This window comes from Stenotrophomonas sp. 10L48, from assembly GCF_056395105.1.
Genome location: NZ_JBFTIX010000012.1, coordinates 73,321 through 91,537 on the forward strand (window position 1 = coordinate 73,321; position 18,217 = coordinate 91,537).

General features: G+C 66.8%; 14 protein-coding genes and 2 riboswitches. Of the genes, 6 read left to right on the forward strand and 8 right to left on the reverse strand.

Annotated elements, in window-relative coordinates; genetic code table 11:
- Together AC1DCU_RS17925 and AC1DCU_RS17930 are read right to left on the reverse strand one after the other, a co-directional pair.
- A complete protein-coding gene (locus tag AC1DCU_RS17925) occupies positions 1–432 on the reverse strand; it encodes a nuclear transport factor 2 family protein (protein WP_032976471.1) in 432 nt (143 codons plus the stop codon).
- A 72-nt stretch (positions 433–504) separates the two neighbouring features.
- Positions 505–762, reverse strand: coding sequence for a GIY-YIG nuclease family protein (locus AC1DCU_RS17930; protein ID WP_032952084.1), 258 nt, complete (start codon positions 760–762; stop codon positions 505–507).
- 40 nt (positions 763–802) lie between these two features.
- Positions 803–892, forward strand: a riboswitch (glycine riboswitch).
- Between the two features lie 13 nt (positions 893–905).
- Positions 906–1,009: riboswitch (glycine riboswitch) on the forward strand.
- A gap of 84 nt (positions 1,010–1,093) precedes the next feature.
- Between AC1DCU_RS17930 and AC1DCU_RS17935 the strand changes: the two genes are divergently transcribed.
- The 4 genes from AC1DCU_RS17935 to AC1DCU_RS17950 all read left to right on the forward strand — a co-directional run bounded on the left by AC1DCU_RS17935 (position 1,094) and on the right by AC1DCU_RS17950 (position 9,280).
- The gene (locus AC1DCU_RS17935) at positions 1,094–1,711 is read left to right on the forward strand and encodes a trimeric intracellular cation channel family protein (RefSeq protein WP_442251676.1); all 618 of its coding nucleotides are present in this window, start codon (positions 1,094–1,096) and stop codon (positions 1,709–1,711) included.
- Positions 1,712–1,929: 218 nt separating this feature from the next.
- The gene (locus tag AC1DCU_RS17940; protein ID WP_442251677.1) at positions 1,930–3,096 is read left to right on the forward strand and encodes an MdtA/MuxA family multidrug efflux RND transporter periplasmic adaptor subunit; all 1,167 of its coding nucleotides are present in this window, start codon (positions 1,930–1,932) and stop codon (positions 3,094–3,096) included.
- The gene (locus AC1DCU_RS17945) at positions 3,093–6,224 is read left to right on the forward strand and encodes a multidrug efflux RND transporter permease subunit (protein ID WP_442251678.1); all 3,132 of its coding nucleotides are present in this window, start codon (positions 3,093–3,095) and stop codon (positions 6,222–6,224) included. The genes AC1DCU_RS17940 and AC1DCU_RS17945 overlap by 4 nt, the downstream gene beginning before the upstream one ends.
- Entirely contained in the window at positions 6,221–9,280 is a 3,060-nt protein-coding gene (locus tag AC1DCU_RS17950; RefSeq protein ID WP_442251679.1) for an efflux RND transporter permease subunit, read from the forward strand. Before AC1DCU_RS17945 ends, AC1DCU_RS17950 begins: the two co-directional genes overlap by 4 nt.
- A gap of 210 nt (positions 9,281–9,490) precedes the next feature.
- Here the strand turns inward: AC1DCU_RS17950 and AC1DCU_RS17955 are convergent, their stop codons facing one another.
- The 4 genes from AC1DCU_RS17955 to AC1DCU_RS17970 form a co-directional block, all read right to left on the reverse strand.
- Entirely contained in the window at positions 9,491–10,564 is a 1,074-nt protein-coding gene (locus AC1DCU_RS17955; RefSeq protein WP_478013602.1) for a 3-deoxy-7-phosphoheptulonate synthase, read from the reverse strand.
- 253 nt (positions 10,565–10,817) lie between these two features.
- Positions 10,818–11,078 carry a hypothetical protein gene (locus AC1DCU_RS17960; protein ID WP_025878654.1) on the reverse strand — a complete coding sequence of 87 codons (261 nt, stop codon included), beginning with the start codon at positions 11,076–11,078 and terminating at the stop codon, positions 10,818–10,820.
- 188 nt (positions 11,079–11,266) lie between these two features.
- The gene (locus AC1DCU_RS17965) at positions 11,267–12,004 is read right to left on the reverse strand and encodes a DNA alkylation repair protein (RefSeq protein ID WP_442251681.1); all 738 of its coding nucleotides are present in this window, start codon (positions 12,002–12,004) and stop codon (positions 11,267–11,269) included.
- Entirely contained in the window at positions 12,001–12,501 is a 501-nt protein-coding gene (locus AC1DCU_RS17970; RefSeq protein WP_282279422.1) for a MarR family winged helix-turn-helix transcriptional regulator, read from the reverse strand. The genes AC1DCU_RS17965 and AC1DCU_RS17970 overlap by 4 nt, the downstream gene beginning before the upstream one ends.
- 178 nt (positions 12,502–12,679) lie before the next feature.
- Here AC1DCU_RS17970 and AC1DCU_RS17975 point away from each other — a divergent pair, with 178 nt between their 5' ends.
- On the forward strand, positions 12,680–13,843 hold the full coding sequence (locus AC1DCU_RS17975) for a serine hydrolase domain-containing protein (RefSeq protein WP_312308415.1): 1,164 nt from the start codon (positions 12,680–12,682) through the stop codon (positions 13,841–13,843).
- Positions 13,844–13,999: 156 nt separating this feature from the next.
- Here AC1DCU_RS17975 and groL read toward each other — a convergent pair whose 3' ends face one another.
- Together groL and AC1DCU_RS17985 are read right to left on the reverse strand one after the other, a co-directional pair.
- A complete protein-coding gene (gene groL, locus AC1DCU_RS17980) occupies positions 14,000–15,649 on the reverse strand; it encodes a chaperonin GroEL (RefSeq protein WP_025878650.1) in 1,650 nt (549 codons plus the stop codon).
- A gap of 82 nt (positions 15,650–15,731) precedes the next feature.
- Positions 15,732–16,019: a co-chaperone GroES gene (locus AC1DCU_RS17985; protein ID WP_025878649.1), complete on the reverse strand. Its 288-nt coding sequence runs from the start codon at positions 16,017–16,019 to the stop codon at positions 15,732–15,734.
- A gap of 352 nt (positions 16,020–16,371) precedes the next feature.
- Between AC1DCU_RS17985 and AC1DCU_RS17990 the strand changes: the two genes are divergently transcribed.
- A complete protein-coding gene (locus AC1DCU_RS17990; protein ID WP_059065293.1) occupies positions 16,372–18,162 on the forward strand; it encodes an endonuclease in 1,791 nt (596 codons plus the stop codon).
- Positions 18,163–18,217 lie beyond the last annotated feature (55 nt).

Below are 18,217 nucleotides of genomic sequence, written 5' to 3' on the forward strand. Positions count from 1 at the left end.
TCACTCCGCCTTCGGCTTCGGGTACCACAGCGCGTTGACGATGACCCAGCGCTGCTCGAAGCGGCCCATGTGGAAGTAGTCGACGAACCACGGGGTTTCCAGCCGCACCGATGCGGCGTTGCCGGTCACGTCCAGCACCGTGCAGCGGCGATCCCATTGATCTTTCGGGGTCTTCAACGCGCCCTGCTTCGTCAGCGCAACCAGCTCTTCCTTCGACATCCGGCGCAGGCCCAGGCGCTCGTCCGGTGTATCACCGAGCACCGCGCGCTTGGCCAGGTCCGGATGCAGGGAACGGGCGACGCGCTGCGGGTCGGCTTCCAGTTGACCGTCGACGTAGTCGTGGCAGGTGGCATCGATGGCTGCGATCGTGGCGGCGTCGGCGGCAGGGCTTGCTGCTGCGGAAAGTGCGAACAACAGGGCAACGGTGGACATCCGGGTCTCCAGCGCTGAGGGCTGGGCGATCATGGCATGGCCGGATGCGCCCCATCCACGCATGGCGTGGATCTACTGCAACAGCCACGCCAGTTTGCGTTCGCGCGGCTGCCGCTTGAGCTCCCATTCGGCACGCGAGGCCGCTGCCCGGTCCGGGTACTCACGCACCGCCAGGACCCGCAGTGGCGGCCGCGACCGGGTGTAGCGGGCCCCCTTGCCGGCCTGGTGAGCAGCAAAGCGGGCCTGCACGTCGGTGCTGATGCCGGCGTAATAGCTGCCGTCGCGGCATTCGAGCAGGTACAGGAACCACGGGCGGGAGGGCGAAACCATGGCCGGATTATGCCGTGCTGCACTGCAGCGGATATACTGGCGACCGAATGCAGGAGAGAGGCGCCGCGCTGGCGCCCGCCGAAGGCGCAGGCTCCCATGATCGCTCAGGCCGGTGGGCTGGAATCCCACCAACCATGCATTCGACTCGCCGAGCTGGAGAGAGGTCACCGGGCACGCCCGGGACGATCCGCCGAAGGGGCACGCGGCTCACGCCGCTGAACTCTCAGGCAAAAGGACAGCGGGAGCGGCACCGGTCATCGTCATCCCGTCATTGCGCAGGCAGTGGCGGTATGTGCGCATGGCCGGCCCCACCGCGCCCGGAGCCTGTCCCATGCTGCTGTCCATCATCTACCTTATCGCCATTTCCGCCGAAGCCATGACCGGTGCCCTGTCTGCCGGCCGCCGCCGCATGGACCTGTTCGGCGTGGTCATGATCGCCTGTGTCACCGCCCTCGGTGGCGGCTCGCTGCGCGACATCCTGCTCGGCCACTATCCGCTGGGCTGGGTGAAACACCCGGAGTACCTCGGTTTCACTGTGTGCGCCGCACTGATCGCCACCTGGGTGGCGCGCTGGATGCACCACTTCCGCCGCACCTTCCTGGTGCTCGATGGCCTGGGCCTGATCGCCTTCACCCTGATCGGCTGCTCGATCGCGCGCGAGGCCGGCCATGCACTCCCGATCGTGCTGATCGCCGGCATGCTCACCGGCGCCTTCGGCGGCGTGCTGCGCGACATCCTCTGCAACGAGGTGCCGTTGATCTTCCAGAAGGAGCTGTACGCCATCATCTCGCTGCTGACCGGTGCGGTGTATCTGCTGTTGCTGCACTGGGGCGTGGCCGATGCCACGGCGATCCTGTGCTGCCTGGGCGGTGGTTTCGCCATGCGTCTGCTGGCGATCCATTACCGCTGGGAAATGCCCAAGTTCGTGTACCACGACGAAGTACATTGAGCGCTGGCCGGCACTACCGGCGGGGTGGCATGACCAAGGTCACGCGGCGACCGCCCGCGTAAACCGCTACCATTGGCGCCCCGTCGCACGCGCGACGGCATCCAGCCACGCCGCGCCTGCGGCCCCGCCAGACAATCCCCCTCCCCCGCTGCCCGTGGCCCTTCGTGGTGCCGACGGGCCCGCATGACCCTGCGTGCACGCAGGGCGCAGGATGCCCCATGTCTGTCGCCGAAAACTCCCGCTCACGTCGTGCCCGCCTGCTGCTGGTCGTTGCCGGTCTTGCCTTTGTCGCTGGCCTGGCGTGGTGGCTGTGGCCGCGGGCCGAGGCGGGCAGTGGCGAAGCCGGCAGCGGCAAGACGGTGCCTGTACGCATCGCCCTTGCCAGCGCCGAGCCGCTGGTGCTGCGGATGAAGGCGGTCGGTACGGTCACTCCGCTGCACAGCGTGGTGGTGCGCAGCCGCGTGGACGGCGAACTGATGCGCCTGCATTTCCAGGAAGGTCAGCAGGTCAACGCCGGCGACCTGCTGGCACAGATCGATCCCCGCCCCTACCAAGTGAAGCTTGCGCACGCACAGGGTACGCAGCAGCAGAACCTGGCCGAGCTGGAGAATGCCGAGCGCCAGCTGCAGCGCTACCGCGAACTGCAGCGACAGAACTACGTGTCGGCACAGGAACTGAGCGACCAGCAGAGCAAGGTGCGGCAGCTGCAGGGGCGCCGCCTCAGCGACCAGGCATCGGTGGACGAAGCACGCCTGCAGTTGCAGTACACGCGCATCATCGCCCCGGTCAGCGGCCGTGTCGGCCTGCGCCGGCTGGACGTAGGCAACCTGGTGCACGCCAGCGATACCGAAGGCCTGGTCACGCTGGCGCAGACGGCGCCGATCAGCGTGCTGTTCACCGTGCCCGAGCCGGAGCTTCCCGCCCTGCTCGATGCCGTGCAGGCGCAGCCGGCGCTGGCGGTGGAAAGCTGGGACCGCGAAGAACGACGGCAGCTCGCCAGCGGCACCCTGTCCAGCGTCGACAACCGCATCGATACCGCCACCGGCACGCTGAAGCTGCGCGCGCAGTTCGACAACGCCGACCAGGCGCTGTTCCCCAACCAGTTCGTCAATGTGCGCCTGCAGCTGGGTGAGCATCCCGCGCTGCTGATTCCCGATGCCGCCGTGCAGTTCGGCAGCCAGGGCAACTACGTGCACATCGTCGACAAGGACAACAAGGCACAACGTCGCTCGGTGGTGCTCGGTCCGGCCGACGCCGGACGCGTGGCGGTGCGTTCCGGCCTGGTGGCTGGTGACAAGGTGGTGATCGAAGGCATCGACGGGCTGGAAGACGGCACCGCGGTGGAGATCATCACCGAGGAGGCATCGACCAGGGCCGGCGCATGAACCTCTCGCGCGCCTTCATCCTGCGCCCGGTCGCCACCACCCTGCTGATGGTGGCGCTGCTGCTGTCCGGGGTACTGGCCTATCGCCTGCTGCCGGTGGCGGCGCTGCCGCAGGTCGACTATCCGATCATCCAGATCACCACGCTGTACCCCGGTGCCAGCCCCGAGCTGACCACGCGCACCATCACCGCGCCGCTGGAGCGCCAGCTCGGGCAGATCCCCGGCCTGAAGCAGCTGTCGTCCACCAGTTCCGGGGGGGCATCGGTGATCACTCTGCAGTTCGGCCTGGAGGTGTCGCTGGGCGTGGCCGAACAGGACGTGCAGGCGGCGATCAACGCCGCCGGCAGCTTCCTGCCCGGCGACCTGCCGGTGCCGCCGGTGTATCGCAAGGTCAATCCGGCCGACACGCCGATCCTGACCCTGGCGGTGACCTCGCAGGGCCTGTCACTGCCCCAGGTGCATGACCTGGTCGATACCCGCATCGCCCAGCGCTTGGCGCAGTTGCCGGGTGTGGGCCTGGTCAGCCTGGCCGGTGGCCAGCGCCCCGCCGTGCGCATCCAGGTCAATCCGGCCGCGCTGGCCGCCAACAACCTGGGCATGGACCACATCCGCACTGCGATTGCCGCAGCCAACGTCAACCTGCCCAAGGGCAGCTTCGATGGCCCGATCCGCGCGGTGATGCTCGATGCCAACGACCAGATGCGCAGCGTTGCCGAATACCGCGCACTGGTGCTGGCCTGGCGTGAGGGCGCACCGCTGCGGCTGGGCGATGTGGCCACCATCACCGACGGCGCCGAGAACCGCCAGCTGGCGGCATGGAGCGGCACCACCCCGGCGGTGCTGGTGAACATCCAGCGCCAACCCGGTGCGAACGTCATCGCCGTGGTCGGACAGGTGCGTGCGTTGCTGCCGCAGCTGCAGGCCACGCTGCCGGCCGGCGTGCAGATGACCGTGCTCAGCGACCGCACCGAATCGATCCGCGCGTCCGTGCGCGGCGTACAGAAGGAACTGGTGCTGGCCATCGCGCTGGTGGTGCTGGTCACCTGGGTATTCCTGCGCAACCTGCCGGCTACGCTGATTCCCAGCGTGGCGGTGCCGCTGTCGCTGATCGGTACGTTCGCGGTGATGCTGCTGGCCGGCTATTCGCTCAACAACCTCACGCTGATGGCGTTGACCATCGCCACCGGCTTCGTGGTGGACGATGCGATCGTGATGCTGGAGAACATCGCCCGCCACTTGGAAGACGGCGAAAGCCCGCGCGAGGCAGCGCTGAAAGGTGCCAGCGAGATTGGCTTCACCCTGGTGTCGCTGACGGTCTCGTTGATCGCCGTGCTGATCCCGCTGCTGTTCATGGCCGACCTGGTGGGCGCGCTGTTCCATGAGTTCGCAGTGACGCTGGCGGTGGCCATCGGCATTTCGCTGCTGGTGTCGCTGACCTTGACGCCGATGCTGTGTGCGCGCTTCCTGAAACCACATGCCAAAGGGTCAGCGCCCCACGGGAATCTGACCCCGCCCGGGTCGGATCCGGTCAGGGCTCCGACCCCGAAGCGCGACGTGTTCGATCGCATCATTGCCCTCTACGACCGACAGCTGCGCTGGGTACTGCAGCGCCAGCCACTGATGCTGCTGGCGACCGTGGCCACGCTTGCGCTGACGGTGGCGCTGTATTTCGCCGTGCCGAAGGGCTTCTTCCCGGTGCAGGATGCCGGCCTGGTGCAGGGCATCAGCGAAGCCCCGCAGGCGATCTCGTTCCAGGCCATGCGCGAGCGCCAGCTTGCCTTGGCCACGGCCATTGAACAGGACCCGGCCGTGGCCAGCCTGTCTTCCTACATCGGCGTGGACGGCAACAATGCCGCCCTCAACACCGGCCGCCTGCTGATCGAACTGAAGCCACATGGCGAGCGCGAGGGCGCCGATGTGGTGATGGCGCGGCTGCAGCAACGCGTGGCGAGGATTCCCGGCATCACCCTGTACCTGCAACCGGTGCAGGAGCTGGGCATCGAAGACCGCATCAGCCGCAACCAGTACCAGTTCACCCTGACCACGCCGGACCTGCAGACGCTGGAAACCTGGACCCCAAAGCTGTTGCACGCGCTTCGCCAATCGTCGGCGCTGCGTGATGTGGCCAGTGACCTGCAGATGCAGGGCCGGCAGGCCAGGGTGAGCATCGACCGCGATGCCGCCGCACGCCTTGGCGTGAGTGTGGAAGCGGTGGCCGACGCACTGTACGACGCCTATGGGCAACGGCAGATCTCGACCATATTCACCCAAGCCAGCCAGTACCGGGTGGTGCTTGAGGCCGATCCGGCGCGGCAACCGGGGCCGGAGGCGATCAGCGGCCTGCGCGTGCGCAGCAGCAACGGCCAGACCGTGCCGCTGGGCGCGGTGGCGCGCGTCGAGCAGGGGCCAACGGCGCTGCTGCGCAACCATGTCGGTCAGTTCCCGGCGGCCACGCTGTCGTTCAACCTTGCGCCCGGCGCATCGCTGGGCGAAGCGGTGGATGCCGTGCATGCCGCGCAGGCACAGGTGGCATTGCCGCAGAGCATCGAGCTGCGCCTGCAGGGCGCGGCGGCGGCCTTCAGCAGTTCGCTGTCGAGCACGCTGTGGCTGATCCTGGCGGCGGTGGTGGTGATGTACATCGTGCTGGGCGTGCTCTACGAGAGCTTCATCCACCCCATCACCATTCTCTCCACCCCGCCCTCGGCGACCGTGGGCGCCCTGGCCGCGTTGTGGGTGAGCGGACGCAGCCTGGACCTGATCGCAGTGATCGGCATCGTGCTGCTGATCGGCCTGGTGAAGAAGAACGCGATCATGATGATCGACTTCGCGCTGGACGCGCAGCGCACGCGCGGCATGAGCCCGCGTGAGGCGATCCACCAGGCGGCGCTGCTGCGCTTCCGGCCGATCCTGATGACCACCCTGGCCGCGCTGTTCGGCGCGGTACCGCTGATGCTGGCCAGTGGCTCGGGCGCAGAGCTGCGGCAGCCGCTGGGCTGGGTGATGGTGGGTGGCCTGATGGTCAGCCAGGTGTTGACGCTGTTCACCACGCCGGTGATCTACCTGGCCTTCGACCGTCTGCAGCGTCGCCGCGCGACAGCACCGGCAACCGCTGGCGAGGCCGGCGCATGACCCCTGTAGCACGCCTGGCACAGGCCTGCGTGCAGCGTCCGGTGGCGACCATCCTCTTGGCGGTGGCGCTGGTACTGGCCGGCCTGCTGGCGCTGCGCCTGCTGCCGGTGGCACCGCTGCCCCAGGTCGACTATCCCGCCATTGAAGTCAGTGCCAGCCTGCCCGGCGCCTCGCCCGAATCGATGGCGGCCACCGTCGCCACGCCGCTGGAGCGTGCGCTGGGCAGCCTGCCCGGCATCTCGCGCATCGATTCGGCCAGCACCCAGGGGAAGACCGAGATCGAACTGAAGTTCGTGCTCGGCCGCGACATCGACGAGGCCGCGCGCGAAGTGCAGGCCGCGATCAACCTCGCCCGCGGCCAGCTGCCCAGCGGCATGCCGGGCATGCCGCAGTACCGCAAGGTCAATCCGTCGCAGGCGCCGATCCTGGCGCTGGCGCTGACCTCCGATACGCTCTCGCCGGGACAGCTGTACGACCTGGGTTCGACCGTGCTGGCGCAGAAGCTGTCGCAGGTGCCGGGCGTGGGCGAAGTGCAGGTGGGCGGCAGCGCGCTGCCGGCGGTTCGCGTGTCGCTGGACCCCAATGCTCTCAATCACGCAGGCCTGGCACTGGAAGACGTGGCACAGGCAATCAGCCGCGCCAATGCAGTGCGCCCACTGGGTGCGGTCGCAGGCGCGCAGCAGCACTGGCAACTGGAAGCGCCGCTGCAACTGCGCCAGGCAACGCAGTATCGCCAGCTGGCGCTGAAGGCCAGCGATGACCGCCTGCTGCGGCTGGGCGATGTCGCTGCCGTCGTCGATGGCGTGGAGGATCGCTATGCCAGTGGCTTCCACAACGAACGCCCCGCCGTGCTGCTGATCGTCAGCCGCCAGCCCGGCGCCAACATCATCGCCACCGTCGATGCCATCCAGGCGCAGTTGCCGCAGCTGCACGCCCTGCTGCCCAGCACGGTGGACATGCGCCTGGTGATGGACCGCTCGCCGGTGATCCGCGCCACCCTGCACGAAGCAGAAGTGACCCTGCTGCTGGCGATCGCGCTGGTGGTACTGGTGGTGCTCGGCTTCCTCGGCCACTGGCGCGCAGCACTGGTACCCAGCGTGGCGATTCCGGTGGTGCTGTTCGGCACGCTGGCGTTGATCGCGCTGATGGGCTTCTCGCTCAATACGCTCTCGCTGATGGCCCTGATCGTGGCGGCGGTACTGGTGGTGGACGACGCCATCGTGGTGCTGGAGAACATCGCGCGCCATCGCGAGCTGGGCGCCGACCGCTGGCAGGCGGCGGTGCGCGGTGCGTCCGAAGTAGGCGCCACCCTGCTGTCGATGAACCTGGCGCTGGCGGTGGTGTTCGTCTCGATCCTGTTCCTGGACGATTTCGTCGAGCGCCTGTTCCGCGAATTCTCGCTGACCCTGGTAGCGGCGATGACGGTATCGGTACTGGTGGCACTCAGCCTGGTGCCGATGCTGTGCGCGCGCCTGTTCGTCGATGACACACAACAACCCTCGCGCTGGCAACGCGGCAGCAATGCGCTGTTCGAGCGCGTGCGTGGCACCTATCTGCGCACCCTGCAGGCAAGCCTGCGTCACCTGCGCTGGCCCTTGCTGGCCTTCGTGGCAGTGATCGCACTCAACGCCTGGCTGTTCCAGCAGGTACCCAAGGGCATCGTTCCGCAGCAGGACACCGCACAGCTGCGCGGCTTCGCGCGTGGCGATGACGGCCTGTCCTTCCAGGCGATGCAGCCGAAGATCGATGCCTACCGCAGACTGCTGCTGTCCGACCCGGCCATCGAGGACATCATCGGGTATATCGGTGGCAGCAACGGGGTCAACAACGCCTTCATCATGATCAAGATGAAGCCGCTGGCCGAGCGCGGTGTCTCCAGCCAGCAGGTGATCGATCGCCTGCGCGCGCGCCTGCCCAAGCTGCCCGGCGGCAATCTGTACCTGTGGGTGGACCAGGACATCCGCTTGGAAGGCGCCGGCAGCAGCGGCAAATACGAATTCCAGCTGCTGTCAGCGGACACCGCACCCTTGCGCCAATGGGCACCGAAGGTCGCTGCTGCGCTGCGTGGCCTGCCGGAACTGGTGGACGTGGAAGCGCAGGGCGAGGCCGGCATGCGCCAGGTGATGCTGGACATCGACCGCGAGGCAGCGGCGCGCCACGGCGTGGACCTGCGCATTGTGGCCAACATGCTCAACAACGCCTTCAGCCAGCGCCAGGTCGCCACGTTGTACGACAGCCTCAACCAGTACCGGGTGGTGATGGAGCTGGACCCGAAGCACACCCAGGACCCGGGCACGCTGGCACGGCTGCAGGTGATCGATGGCAGCGGCCAGCGCATTCCCCTGTCGAGCATCGCCAGCTGGCGCTATGGCATGGCGCCGGACCGCGTGTATCACAGCGAGCAGTTCGCCTCGATCTGGATCGAGTTCGCACTGGCGCCGGGCGTGGGCCTGGAACAGGCCACCCTGGCCATTGATGCGGCGATGGCCAAACTGATGCTGCCGCGCTCGGTGCAGGCCAGGCTTTCCGGCGAGGCCGATGGCCTGGAGCAGCTGCGTTCGCGCCAGTTGTGGCTGGTACTGGGTGCGACGCTGGCGGTGTACCTGGTGCTGGGCATCCTCTACGAGAGTTTCCTGCAGCCATTGGTGATCCTGTCCACGCTGCCGTCGGCCGGCATCGGGGCGTTGCTGGCGCTGTGGCTGTTCGGCAACGAACTGAACCTGATCGCCCTGCTCGGCCTGTTCCTGCTGGTGGGCGTGGTGATGAAGAACACGATCCTGCTGGTCGACTTCGCCCTGGCCGGCGAACGCCGCGGGCTGAGTGCGCAGGATGCAGTGATGGAAGCGGCACGATTGCGCCTGCGGCCGATCCTGATGACCTCGCTGGCGGCACTGCTGGGTACGTTGCCGCTGATGCTGGCCAACGGTGAAGGTTGGGAGCTGCGGCAGCCGCTGGGCATCGCCATCGTCGGCGGGTTGCTGGTCAGCCAGTGGTTGACGCTGTACACCACGCCGGCGATGTATCTGGCGTTGGCGCGAGTACGGGCGGGGCGGTGAGCGAGGCGGCTTCATCCACGCATGGCGTGGGTCTACTGCGGCCATCGACGGTTCGGGTCTCACGCCCCCCCGGCGATGTACCTGGCGCTGTCGCACATACGCAGCGCCAGGCGCATCGCCGGTGCAGACGGGCCGGTCTCCAACTCCGACCGGCCCTGATCGCGGCCGCACCCCCGCAGGCACTGGCCGCCATCCACACACGTGCCGCACTCAAGCGGCTTCGGACACCTTCATCTCACGGCGGGCGCGCACGGCAGCGGCAAGCCGCTCCAGCACCTGCACGGTGGTGTCCCAATCAATGCAGCCATCGGTGATGCTCTGGCCGTAGACCAGCGGCTGGCCTTCCACCAGTTCCTGGCGACCGCCGACCAGATGGCTTTCGACCATCACACCGACGATGCGCTGCTCGCCATCTTCCAGCTGGATGGCGATGTCTTCGATCACCTTCGGCTGGTTTTCGTGGTTCTTCAGGCTGTTGGCGTGGCTGGCATCGATCATCAGGCGCGTCGGCAGCTTGGCCTTGGCCAGCGCCTGGCAGGCATCGGCCACGCTGGCCGCATCGTAGTTCGGCTGCTTGCCACCACGCAGGATCACATGGCAGTCGGGGTTGCCGGTGGTGGAGACGATGGCGGTGCCGCCCTGCTTGGTGACCGACAGGAAGTGATGCGGATTGGAGGCCGCGCCCACGGCATCGGCGGCGATCTTGACGTTGCCGTCGGTGCCGTTCTTGAAGCCGACCGGGCACGACAGCCCCGACGCAAGTTCACGATGCACCTGGCTTTCGGTGGTGCGTGCGCCGATCGCGCCCCATGCCACCAGGTCGGCGATGTACTGCGGCGAGATCACGTCGAGGAACTCGACGCCGGCCGGCAGGCCGAGCTTGTTGATGTCGCGCAGCAGGCCACGGGCGATGCGCAGGCCCTTGTCGATCTTGAAGCTGCCGTCCAGGTCCGGATCGTTGATCAGGCCCTTCCAGCCCACCGTGGTGCGTGGCTTCTCGAAGTACACGCGCATGACGATTTCCAGCTCGCCGGCCAGCGCATCGCGCAGCGGCTTCAGGCGCTGTGCGTACTCGATGGCGGCTTTCGGATCGTGGATCGAGCACGGCCCGACCACCACCGCCAGGCGGTCGTCGCGGCCATGCAGGATCTGGTGCAGGGCGGCGCGCGAAGCGCTGACGGTGTCGGAGGCTTCGTCATCGCAGGGCAGCATCGCCAGCAGCTGGGCAGGCGGTGTCAGCGGTTCGATGGTGCGGATACGCAGGTCGTCGGTGTGCGGGGGCATGGTGAGGGGTCTCTACGGAACGTTGGGGGTCCGCAGCGTGGCGACATGAAAAAAGCCGCCAGGTTCGCTGGCGGCTTTCGGGAATGCGTCTGAAGCTTTCTTCAGGGTGAGCGCAATCCTTCCTCCGCCGGGGGCTTCGGAAAGTAATACCAATAAAAGCTGGCGTGGGCTGCGTTCATGGGATCTATTGATAACACAGGGTTTTGGCGGGTGCCAACTGTTTCATCCGCAACTGCGGGCGCGGTTCAGCGGACTATCGGCCGCCATGCACTTCCACATCCAGCAGCAGCGTCTCGTGGATGTCGACCCAACGCTCCACCACGCGGTCCAGTTCCTGCCTGGCCTCATCAAGCTGTTCGGGGTTGAGCATGGACCTGGCCGTATACAGATCGGACACCAGCTGCCGCAGCGTGGCTTCCTGGATGGCCACCACCGGCCCTTCCAGGCCGGGCACCTGCAGCGCTGGACTGCTGCCCAGCGCTCCGTACAACGTCACCTGGATCTTGCTCTGCATGCTCGACTTCCCTGCGGGTGGACACGGCCGAGCGCCATCTTTACCCGGAATGGATGACACGCGCATGTGCCACGAGGGTGCTGGAATGCCGTCCGATGAGGCGATGGCGCATGGGGTCTCCCTTGAAGGTCATGGGGTTGCCGGCCAGCGGCCGGCACTACCGGGAAACGCGGGTGAACGGTACGGCGCTACAGCGAGCGCAGCGCGCGCTTGCGGATGTATGTATTGGCTGCGCTGTCGTGCGTTGACTGCCACCGCGTGCATACATCGCGCACCCATCCGGGCTGGCTCTTGCCTGCGTCGTTCAGCCAGTTGCCGACCGAGTCCTGCACATAGCGCTCGGGATCGTCAGCGAGGGCCTCCAGCAGGGGCAACGCGTGCTCGGGTTGCTGCTTGAACAGCGCAATGTGCGTGGCCCATACACCGCGGGGGCGAAGCGCCTCACAGGCGAAGCGGCGCTGATGCGGCGAGCGCTGCTGCGTCCAGGGTTGCAGCAGGGCAAGCGCTTCCAGCGGCTCGGCGACGATATCGCTGCGCAAGGCCAACCATGCCCATTCGCGCACACCGAAGTGCGGATCATCTGCCAGTGAACGCATGGCCTGCAGCTTGTCGGCCAATGCCGCCTGCGCGTCGCCGCCGATCAGATAGCAGGCCCATCCGCGCACGGTGTCCGAGGGATGCGCCTGCCAGCAGTGCACGTCACCCTGCCCTGCCTCGCGCAGTACCGCTGCGGCCAATGCCATGCGCTGGGTGATTCCCTTGCCTGCAGCGGCGCGCATGCGCTGCATGGATGCCTGGGGCAAGGTTGGTGCCACCGCCTGCAGCAGTGTGGCGAAATCCACTGCGAGGCACTCGGCCAGGTGCGTGCTGGATACGCTGCCCGCATTGAGTGCCTGCAGGCGTGCCGTGCCGATGGTGCCGCTCATGTGCCTGTTTCCTGGCCTGCGTCGGTGTGTCGCCAGACTTTTTCCAGCAGCAGCGACAACTGCACCTGTTCACCGGAATCAAGGCCGTTGAACAGTCCACCGATCCAATGGGTGTGCTGGTCGAACAGATCGTCAGCCAGGCGCTTGCCGCGCGCGGTCAGCACGATCTGCAGACGGCGGCCATCCTCGGCATCGTTGCGTCGCTGCAGCAGGCCGTCACGCTGCAGGCCATCGAGCAACCCGCTGATGGTGGCGCGGGTGACGCCAGCGCGCTCGGCCAACGCGTGCGGAGGCAACGTGCCACCAGCACCGTGCAGCAGGAACAGCACAATGAAACGGCCCTCGCTGAGGCCGTGCGGCGCCAGGCGTGAAGCGCAGTCACGGTCGATCGCGCTGGACAAGGCCAGCAGCTGGAAGCACAGGCGCAGCTGGGCCAGGTGGGGATCGCCGCGACGGCCAGCCTCCTGGATGAGAGCCGTGTGTTTTGCTTCAAGCATCCATCATATCCGTGATGATTAGGTGCCTTATTATATTTTCGATCCCGCAGGGCGCAAGTCCGGACCGGGCTGCCGCAGGGCATGACGCGGCGCCGCCCCGGGGCCTGGATGGGGTCGACCGGCGCCAGCAGCCAAAGCTGCGGTAGCATCGCGCCACGTCCCGCCAGGAGTTCCACGCATGTGCCGTGTCGTCCTGTTGTTGCTGACGCTGTTGCCGATGGCCGTAGTCGCTGCGCCACCACCGCTGCCATCGCCAGCCCGCATTGATGCCCAGGCGCACCGGCTGATGCAGGCCGCACACGCACGTGGCATGGCGCTGGCGGTGATCGACGCCGGCAAGGTGGTGCACGTGGCCGCCTATGGCGAGCGCAACGCCGCCGGCGAACCGCTGCGTACCGACACCGTGATGTACGCCGCTTCGCTGACCAAGATGGCCTTCGGCCACCTGGTCGCGCAGCTGGCACAGGACCAGGTGATCGCGCTGGACGCCGGCATTGCCACGTATCTGGACAAGCCATTGCCGGACTACCCCGTCGATACGAAGCACTACGCCGATTACAGCGTATTGGCCGGCGACGAACGCTGGCGCCGGCTCACCCCGCGCCTGCTGCTCAATCATGGCAGCGGCTTTGCCAACTTCGCGTTTCTGGAACCGGATGGCAGGCTGCAATTCCATTTCGATCCGGGCAGCCGCTACGGCTATTCCGGCGAAGGCTTGATCCTGCTGCAGTTCGTGCTCGAACGGGGGCGCCTTGGCCAGGACATCGGCGCGCTGATGCAGCGTCGCGTGTTCGACCGCTTCGGCATGCCCCGCACCAGCATGATGTGGCGCGAGGATTTCGCCACCAACCTGGCCGACGGCTGGACCGCCGATGGCACGCCCGAGCCGCATGACGAGCGCAGCCGGGTGCGGGCCGCCGGCTCGATGGATACCACCATCGCCGACATGGCCAACTTCGCAGCGGGCTATGTGCGCGGCGAAGGCCTTTCAGCGGCGATGCGGCAGGAGCTGGTACGTCCGCAGCTGCCGATCACCACGGCCAGCCAGTTTCCGACCCTGCAGGCGGAACTGCCGGTAGCGGAGCGGCGCAGGGACCTGGCAGCCGGCCTGGGCGTGGTCACCTTCCGCGGACCGCAGGGGCCCGGCTTCTACAAGGGCGGCCACGATGACGCGGTGGGCAACACCCTGGTGTGCATCGAGCAGGGCCAGCGCTGCGTGGTGATGCTGGGCAACGATGTCCGCGCCGAGGCGGCGTTTCCGGCGCTGGTGGCGTTCGTGCTTGGCGATACCGGAGTGCCGTGGGACTGGGAGTACGGCGCGGAGAAGGTGCTCGTGCGCTGACGCCATCCACGCATGGCGTGGATCTACTGGCATGGACCGATGGGCATGGATTCATTGGCATGGACCCATTGCTGTGAACCCATTGGCGGCAACACGCCACCCACAAAAAAACCCCGCCTTGCGGCGGGGTTTTTCATTGCAGCAGTGCAGCGGGACTTAGAAGTCCATGCCGCCCATGCCACCCATGCCGCCCATGCCACCAGCGCCACCCATGGCCGGCTCGTCCTTCTTCGGAGCGTCGGCAACCATGGCTTCGGTGGTGATCATCAGGCCAGCGATCGAGGCTGCGTTCTGCAGCGCCGAACGGGTCACCTTGGTCGGGTCTAGGATGCCGAACTGCAGCATGTCGCCGAACTCGCCCGTAGCGGCGTTGTAGCCGAAGCTGCCGGTGCCTTCCTTGACCTTGTTGACGATGACCGACGGCTCTTCACCGGCGTTGGCAACGATTTCGCGCAGCGGGGCTTCCATCGCGCGCAGGGCGATCTGGATGCCGTGGTTCTGGTCTTCGTTGGCACCCTTCAGGCCAGCCAGTGCGGAGACCGCACGGACCAGGGCAACGCCGCCGCCCGGAACCACGCCTTCTTCAACGGCCGCACGGGTCGCGTGCAGGGCGTCGTCGACGCGATCCTTCTTTTCCTTCATTTCGATTTCGGTCGAAGCGCCGACCTTGATCACTGCAACGCCACCGGCCAGCTTGGCCACGCGCTCCTGCAGCTTCTCGCGGTCGTAGTCCGAGGAGGTGTCTTCGATCTGGGTCTTGATCTGCGCAACGCGCGAATCGACCGCAGCCTTGTCACCCACGCCATCGATGATGGTGGTGTTTTCCTTGGAGACCTGCACCTTCTTGGCGCGGCCCAGGTCCTTGATGGTGGCCTTTTCCAGCGACAGGCCGACTTCCTCGGAGATCACGGTGCCGCCGGTCAGCACGGCCATGTCTTCCAGCATCGCCTTGCGACGGTCGCCGAAGCCCGGAGCCTTGACGGCCACGACCTTGACGATGCCGCGGATGGTGTTGACCACCAGGGTCGCCAGCGCTTCGCCTTCGACTTCCTCGGCAACGATCAGCAGCGGCTTGCCAGCCTTGGCGACGCCTTCCAGCACCGGCAGCAGGTCACGGACGTTGGAGATCTTCTTGTCGTGCAGCAGGATGTACGGGTCATCCAGGTCAGCGGTCTGCGACTGCTGGTTGTTGATGAAGTACGGGGACAGGTAGCCGCGGTCGAACTGCATGCCCTTGACCACGTCCAGCTCGTTGTCCAGGCCCGAGCCTTCTTCAACGGTGATCACGCCTTCCTTGCCGACTTCCTTCATCGCGTTGGCGATGATCTGGCCGATCGACTCGTCCGAGTTGGCCGAGATCGTGCCGACCTGGGCAATGGCCTTGTCGTCAGCGGTCGGCTTGGAGATGTTCTTCAGCTCGGCGACGGCAGCCACGACGGCCTTGTCGATACCGCGCTTGAGGTCCATCGGGTTCATGCCGGCAGCAACGGCCTTGGCGCCTTCGCGGATCAGGGCCTGGGCCAGCACGGTGGCGGTGGTGGTGCCGTCGCCGGCGTCGTCGTTGGTACGGGAGGCGACTTCCTTCACCATCTGCGCGCCCATGTTCTCGAACTTGTCAGCCAGTTCGATTTCCTTGGCGACGGACACGCCGTCCTTGGTGATGGTCGGGGCGCCGAAGCTCTTCTCGAGCACGACGTTGCGGCCCTTCGGGCCCAGGGTGGCCTTGACGGCATTGGCGAGAACGTTGACGCCGCGCACCATGCGCGAACGGGCGTCTTCACCGAAACGAATATCCTTGGCAGCCATTGCGTTTACCTCATTGGTAGCGCCGGGCCATGCCCGGCGGCTGGGTGTTGGAATCAGGGGATGAAGCAGGTCGCGCCGACGCTCAGCCGATGACGGCGAGCACGTCGTCTTCGCGCAGGACCTTGTACTCGACGCCTTCGCTCTTGTACGAGCTGCCGGCGTACTGGCCGTAGATGACCTTGTCACCGACCTTCAGCGACGGAGCGCGCACGTTGCCGTTGTCCAGCGGCTTGCCCGGGCCCACGGCCACGACTTCACCCTTGGTGGACTTTTCCTTGGCGGAGTCCGGGATCAGGATGCCACCGGCGGAAACTTCGTCGGCTTCGATCGGCTTGACCACAACGCGGTCGTGCAGCGGCTTGATGCTCATGTGGGACCTCTTAAGTTATTGATTGATCTGAAAAAGTCCGGCGATGTTAGCACTCGCACCAAGCGACTGCCAGCAACGCGCGTGAAAAAGCCCGACAGGTCGGGAGCACGACAGAGATGGAGACCTCCGGAGGCCTTTCAAGGCCCGCCCCCGAAATTTTTCCCGGCGGCCCGGCGGCACTCCATCCCCGCGCGGACGCCTTTATAGGGATGCGTCGCGGCAAGCCAAGGGGGAGTTGGCCACCATTTGGTGACCGCCGTCGCACTGTCAGATATCTGGCGTTCATTTACGACAAAGTGTCACCGGATCGGCTTTAGGGTGGCCCGGCATTCCCAATCACAAGGAGTAGTCGATGCGATTGCTGTCCCCGCTCGCCGCCGCCTGCCTGCTGGCCCTGGCTGCCGCGCCGGCCCAGGCCGAGGTCTTCATCAACGAACTGCACTACGACGACAGCACCGCTGCCGGTGACGTCGGCGAAGCCATCGAAGTGGTCGCCACCGCCGGCGAAGACCTGTCCGGCTACCGCCTGTACCTCTACAACGGCAGCAACCCGTCGGCCGCCACGGTCTACGCCAACAACGCGGTGCCGGCCGGAACCGCGGCGAGCTGCGGCAGCGCCACCCTGGCGGTGGTCACCTACCCCAGCAACGGCCTGCAGAACGGTGCCAACGACGGCATCGCCCTGGTCGACGCCAGCGGCAAGGTGGTCCAGTTCCTCAGCTACGAGGGCGCGATCACCGCTTCCGGTGGCCCCGCCGCCGGCATGACCAGCCAGAACATTCCGGTTGCCGAAACCAACAGCACCGCGGCGGGCACCTCGCTGCAGCTGACCGGCAGCGGCAGCCAGTACGCGCACTTCACCTGGGCCGAATCGGCCAGGCAGACCTTCGGCAGCTGCAACAACAACCAGACCTTCAGTGGCGGCGGCACCCCGGGCCCGAACACGCCGCCGTCGGTGTCCACCACCACGCCGGCACAGGGCAGCAGCACCTTCCCTGCCGCCGCCGACCTGGAAGTGGTGTTCAGCGAGACGGTCAACCTCGCCAGCGGCGCCTTCGCACTGACCTGCGGCACTTCGGGCAGCGTGCCGCTGACCTGGCCGGCCAGCGGCAAGAGCGTGAAGCTGTCGACCAACACCGCGCTGGTCGCCGGTGAAGCCTGCCGCTTCGACATCCGTGCCGCACGCATCACCGATGCGCAGGGTGCCCGCCCGGCGACCGACAGCCGCATCGCCTTCACCGTGGCCACCACCACCGGCAATCCGGACCCGGGCAATCCCGGCGGACCGGCCGGTTACTACTCGAAGGTCAACACCAGCAGCCCCAGCCAGCTGCGCTGCTCGCTGCACGCTACCATCAAGGGCCACACCGCGTATCCGTACAGTGGCTCGGGCACCAGCACCTGGACCATCCTGGAAATCGCCGACGAAGATCCGAACAACAGCGGCCGGATCCTCGATGCCTACCGCAACCACAGCTTCGCCAAGGTGACCGACCGTGCAGGCAGTGGCAGCGGCCTGAAGTACAACCGCGAGCACACCTGGCCGAACTCGCTGGGCTTTGCCAGCACCACCGGCGACAAGGGCCTGCCGTACGCGCCCTACACCGATACCCACATGCTGTACCTGACCGACGCACAGTGGAATGCCGACCGCGGCAACAAGCCGTTCGGCAAGTGCGATGCCAACTGCGGCGAGCGTGCCACCGAAGCCAACAACGGCCACGGCGGTGGCAGCGGTGGCTACCCGGGCAATTCGAACTGGGTGCGTACACCGGATGGCAATGCCGGTACCTTCGAGGTGTGGGGCCATCGCAAGGGCGACATGGCACGCGCGGTGATGTACATGGCCATCCGCTATGAAGGTGGCAAGGATGCGGCCACCGGCCAGTCCGAACCGGACCTGGAACTGACCGACGACCGCAGCAAGATCGTCAAGACCAGCAGCTCGCCGGCCTACATGGGCCTGCTGTCGACCCTGATCGACTGGCACCTGTCCGATCCGCCGGATGCCGCCGAGCAGGCGCGTAATGACGTGATCTACTCGTTCCAGGGCAACCGCAACCCCTTCATCGACCACCCCGAGTGGGCCACCCCGGGCCTGTTCACCTCGGCCAAGCCGGCCACCTGCCAGCTGGCCAACTGACCGCGCAACGCTGCGGTCCACTGCCGTCGCCGGGCCCTGCCCCGGCGACGGCCCT

Bases quoted from the DNA above. Each gene is read 5' to 3' on its own strand.
- AC1DCU_RS17935 (WP_442251676.1), top strand. From the start codon at position 1,094: ATGCTGCTGTCCATCATCTACCTTATCGCCATTTCCGCCGAAGCCATG.
- AC1DCU_RS17940 (WP_442251677.1), top strand. From the start codon at position 1,930: ATGTCTGTCGCCGAAAACTCCCGCTCACGTCGTGCCCGCCTGCTGCTG.
- AC1DCU_RS17970 (WP_282279422.1), bottom strand. From the start codon at position 12,501: ATGCTTGAAGCAAAACACACGGCTCTCATCCAGGAGGCTGGCCGTCGC.
- AC1DCU_RS17965 (WP_442251681.1), bottom strand. From the start codon at position 12,004: ATGAGCGGCACCATCGGCACGGCACGCCTGCAGGCACTCAATGCGGGC.
- AC1DCU_RS17925 (WP_032976471.1), bottom strand. From the start codon at position 432: ATGTCCACCGTTGCCCTGTTGTTCGCACTTTCCGCAGCAGCAAGCCCT.
- AC1DCU_RS17950 (WP_442251679.1), top strand. From the start codon at position 6,221: ATGACCCCTGTAGCACGCCTGGCACAGGCCTGCGTGCAGCGTCCGGTG.
- AC1DCU_RS17945 (WP_442251678.1), top strand. From the start codon at position 3,093: ATGAACCTCTCGCGCGCCTTCATCCTGCGCCCGGTCGCCACCACCCTG.
- AC1DCU_RS17955 (WP_478013602.1), bottom strand. From the start codon at position 10,564: ATGCCCCCGCACACCGACGACCTGCGTATCCGCACCATCGAACCGCTG.
- AC1DCU_RS17975 (WP_312308415.1), top strand. From the start codon at position 12,680: ATGTGCCGTGTCGTCCTGTTGTTGCTGACGCTGTTGCCGATGGCCGTA.
- AC1DCU_RS17985 (WP_025878649.1), bottom strand. From the start codon at position 16,019: ATGAGCATCAAGCCGCTGCACGACCGCGTTGTGGTCAAGCCGATCGAA.
- AC1DCU_RS17990 (WP_059065293.1), top strand. From the start codon at position 16,372: ATGCGATTGCTGTCCCCGCTCGCCGCCGCCTGCCTGCTGGCCCTGGCT.
- AC1DCU_RS17960 (WP_025878654.1), bottom strand. From the start codon at position 11,078: ATGCAGAGCAAGATCCAGGTGACGTTGTACGGAGCGCTGGGCAGCAGT.
- AC1DCU_RS17930 (WP_032952084.1), bottom strand. From the start codon at position 762: ATGGTTTCGCCCTCCCGCCCGTGGTTCCTGTACCTGCTCGAATGCCGC.
- groL (WP_025878650.1), bottom strand. From the start codon at position 15,649: ATGGCTGCCAAGGATATTCGTTTCGGTGAAGACGCCCGTTCGCGCATG.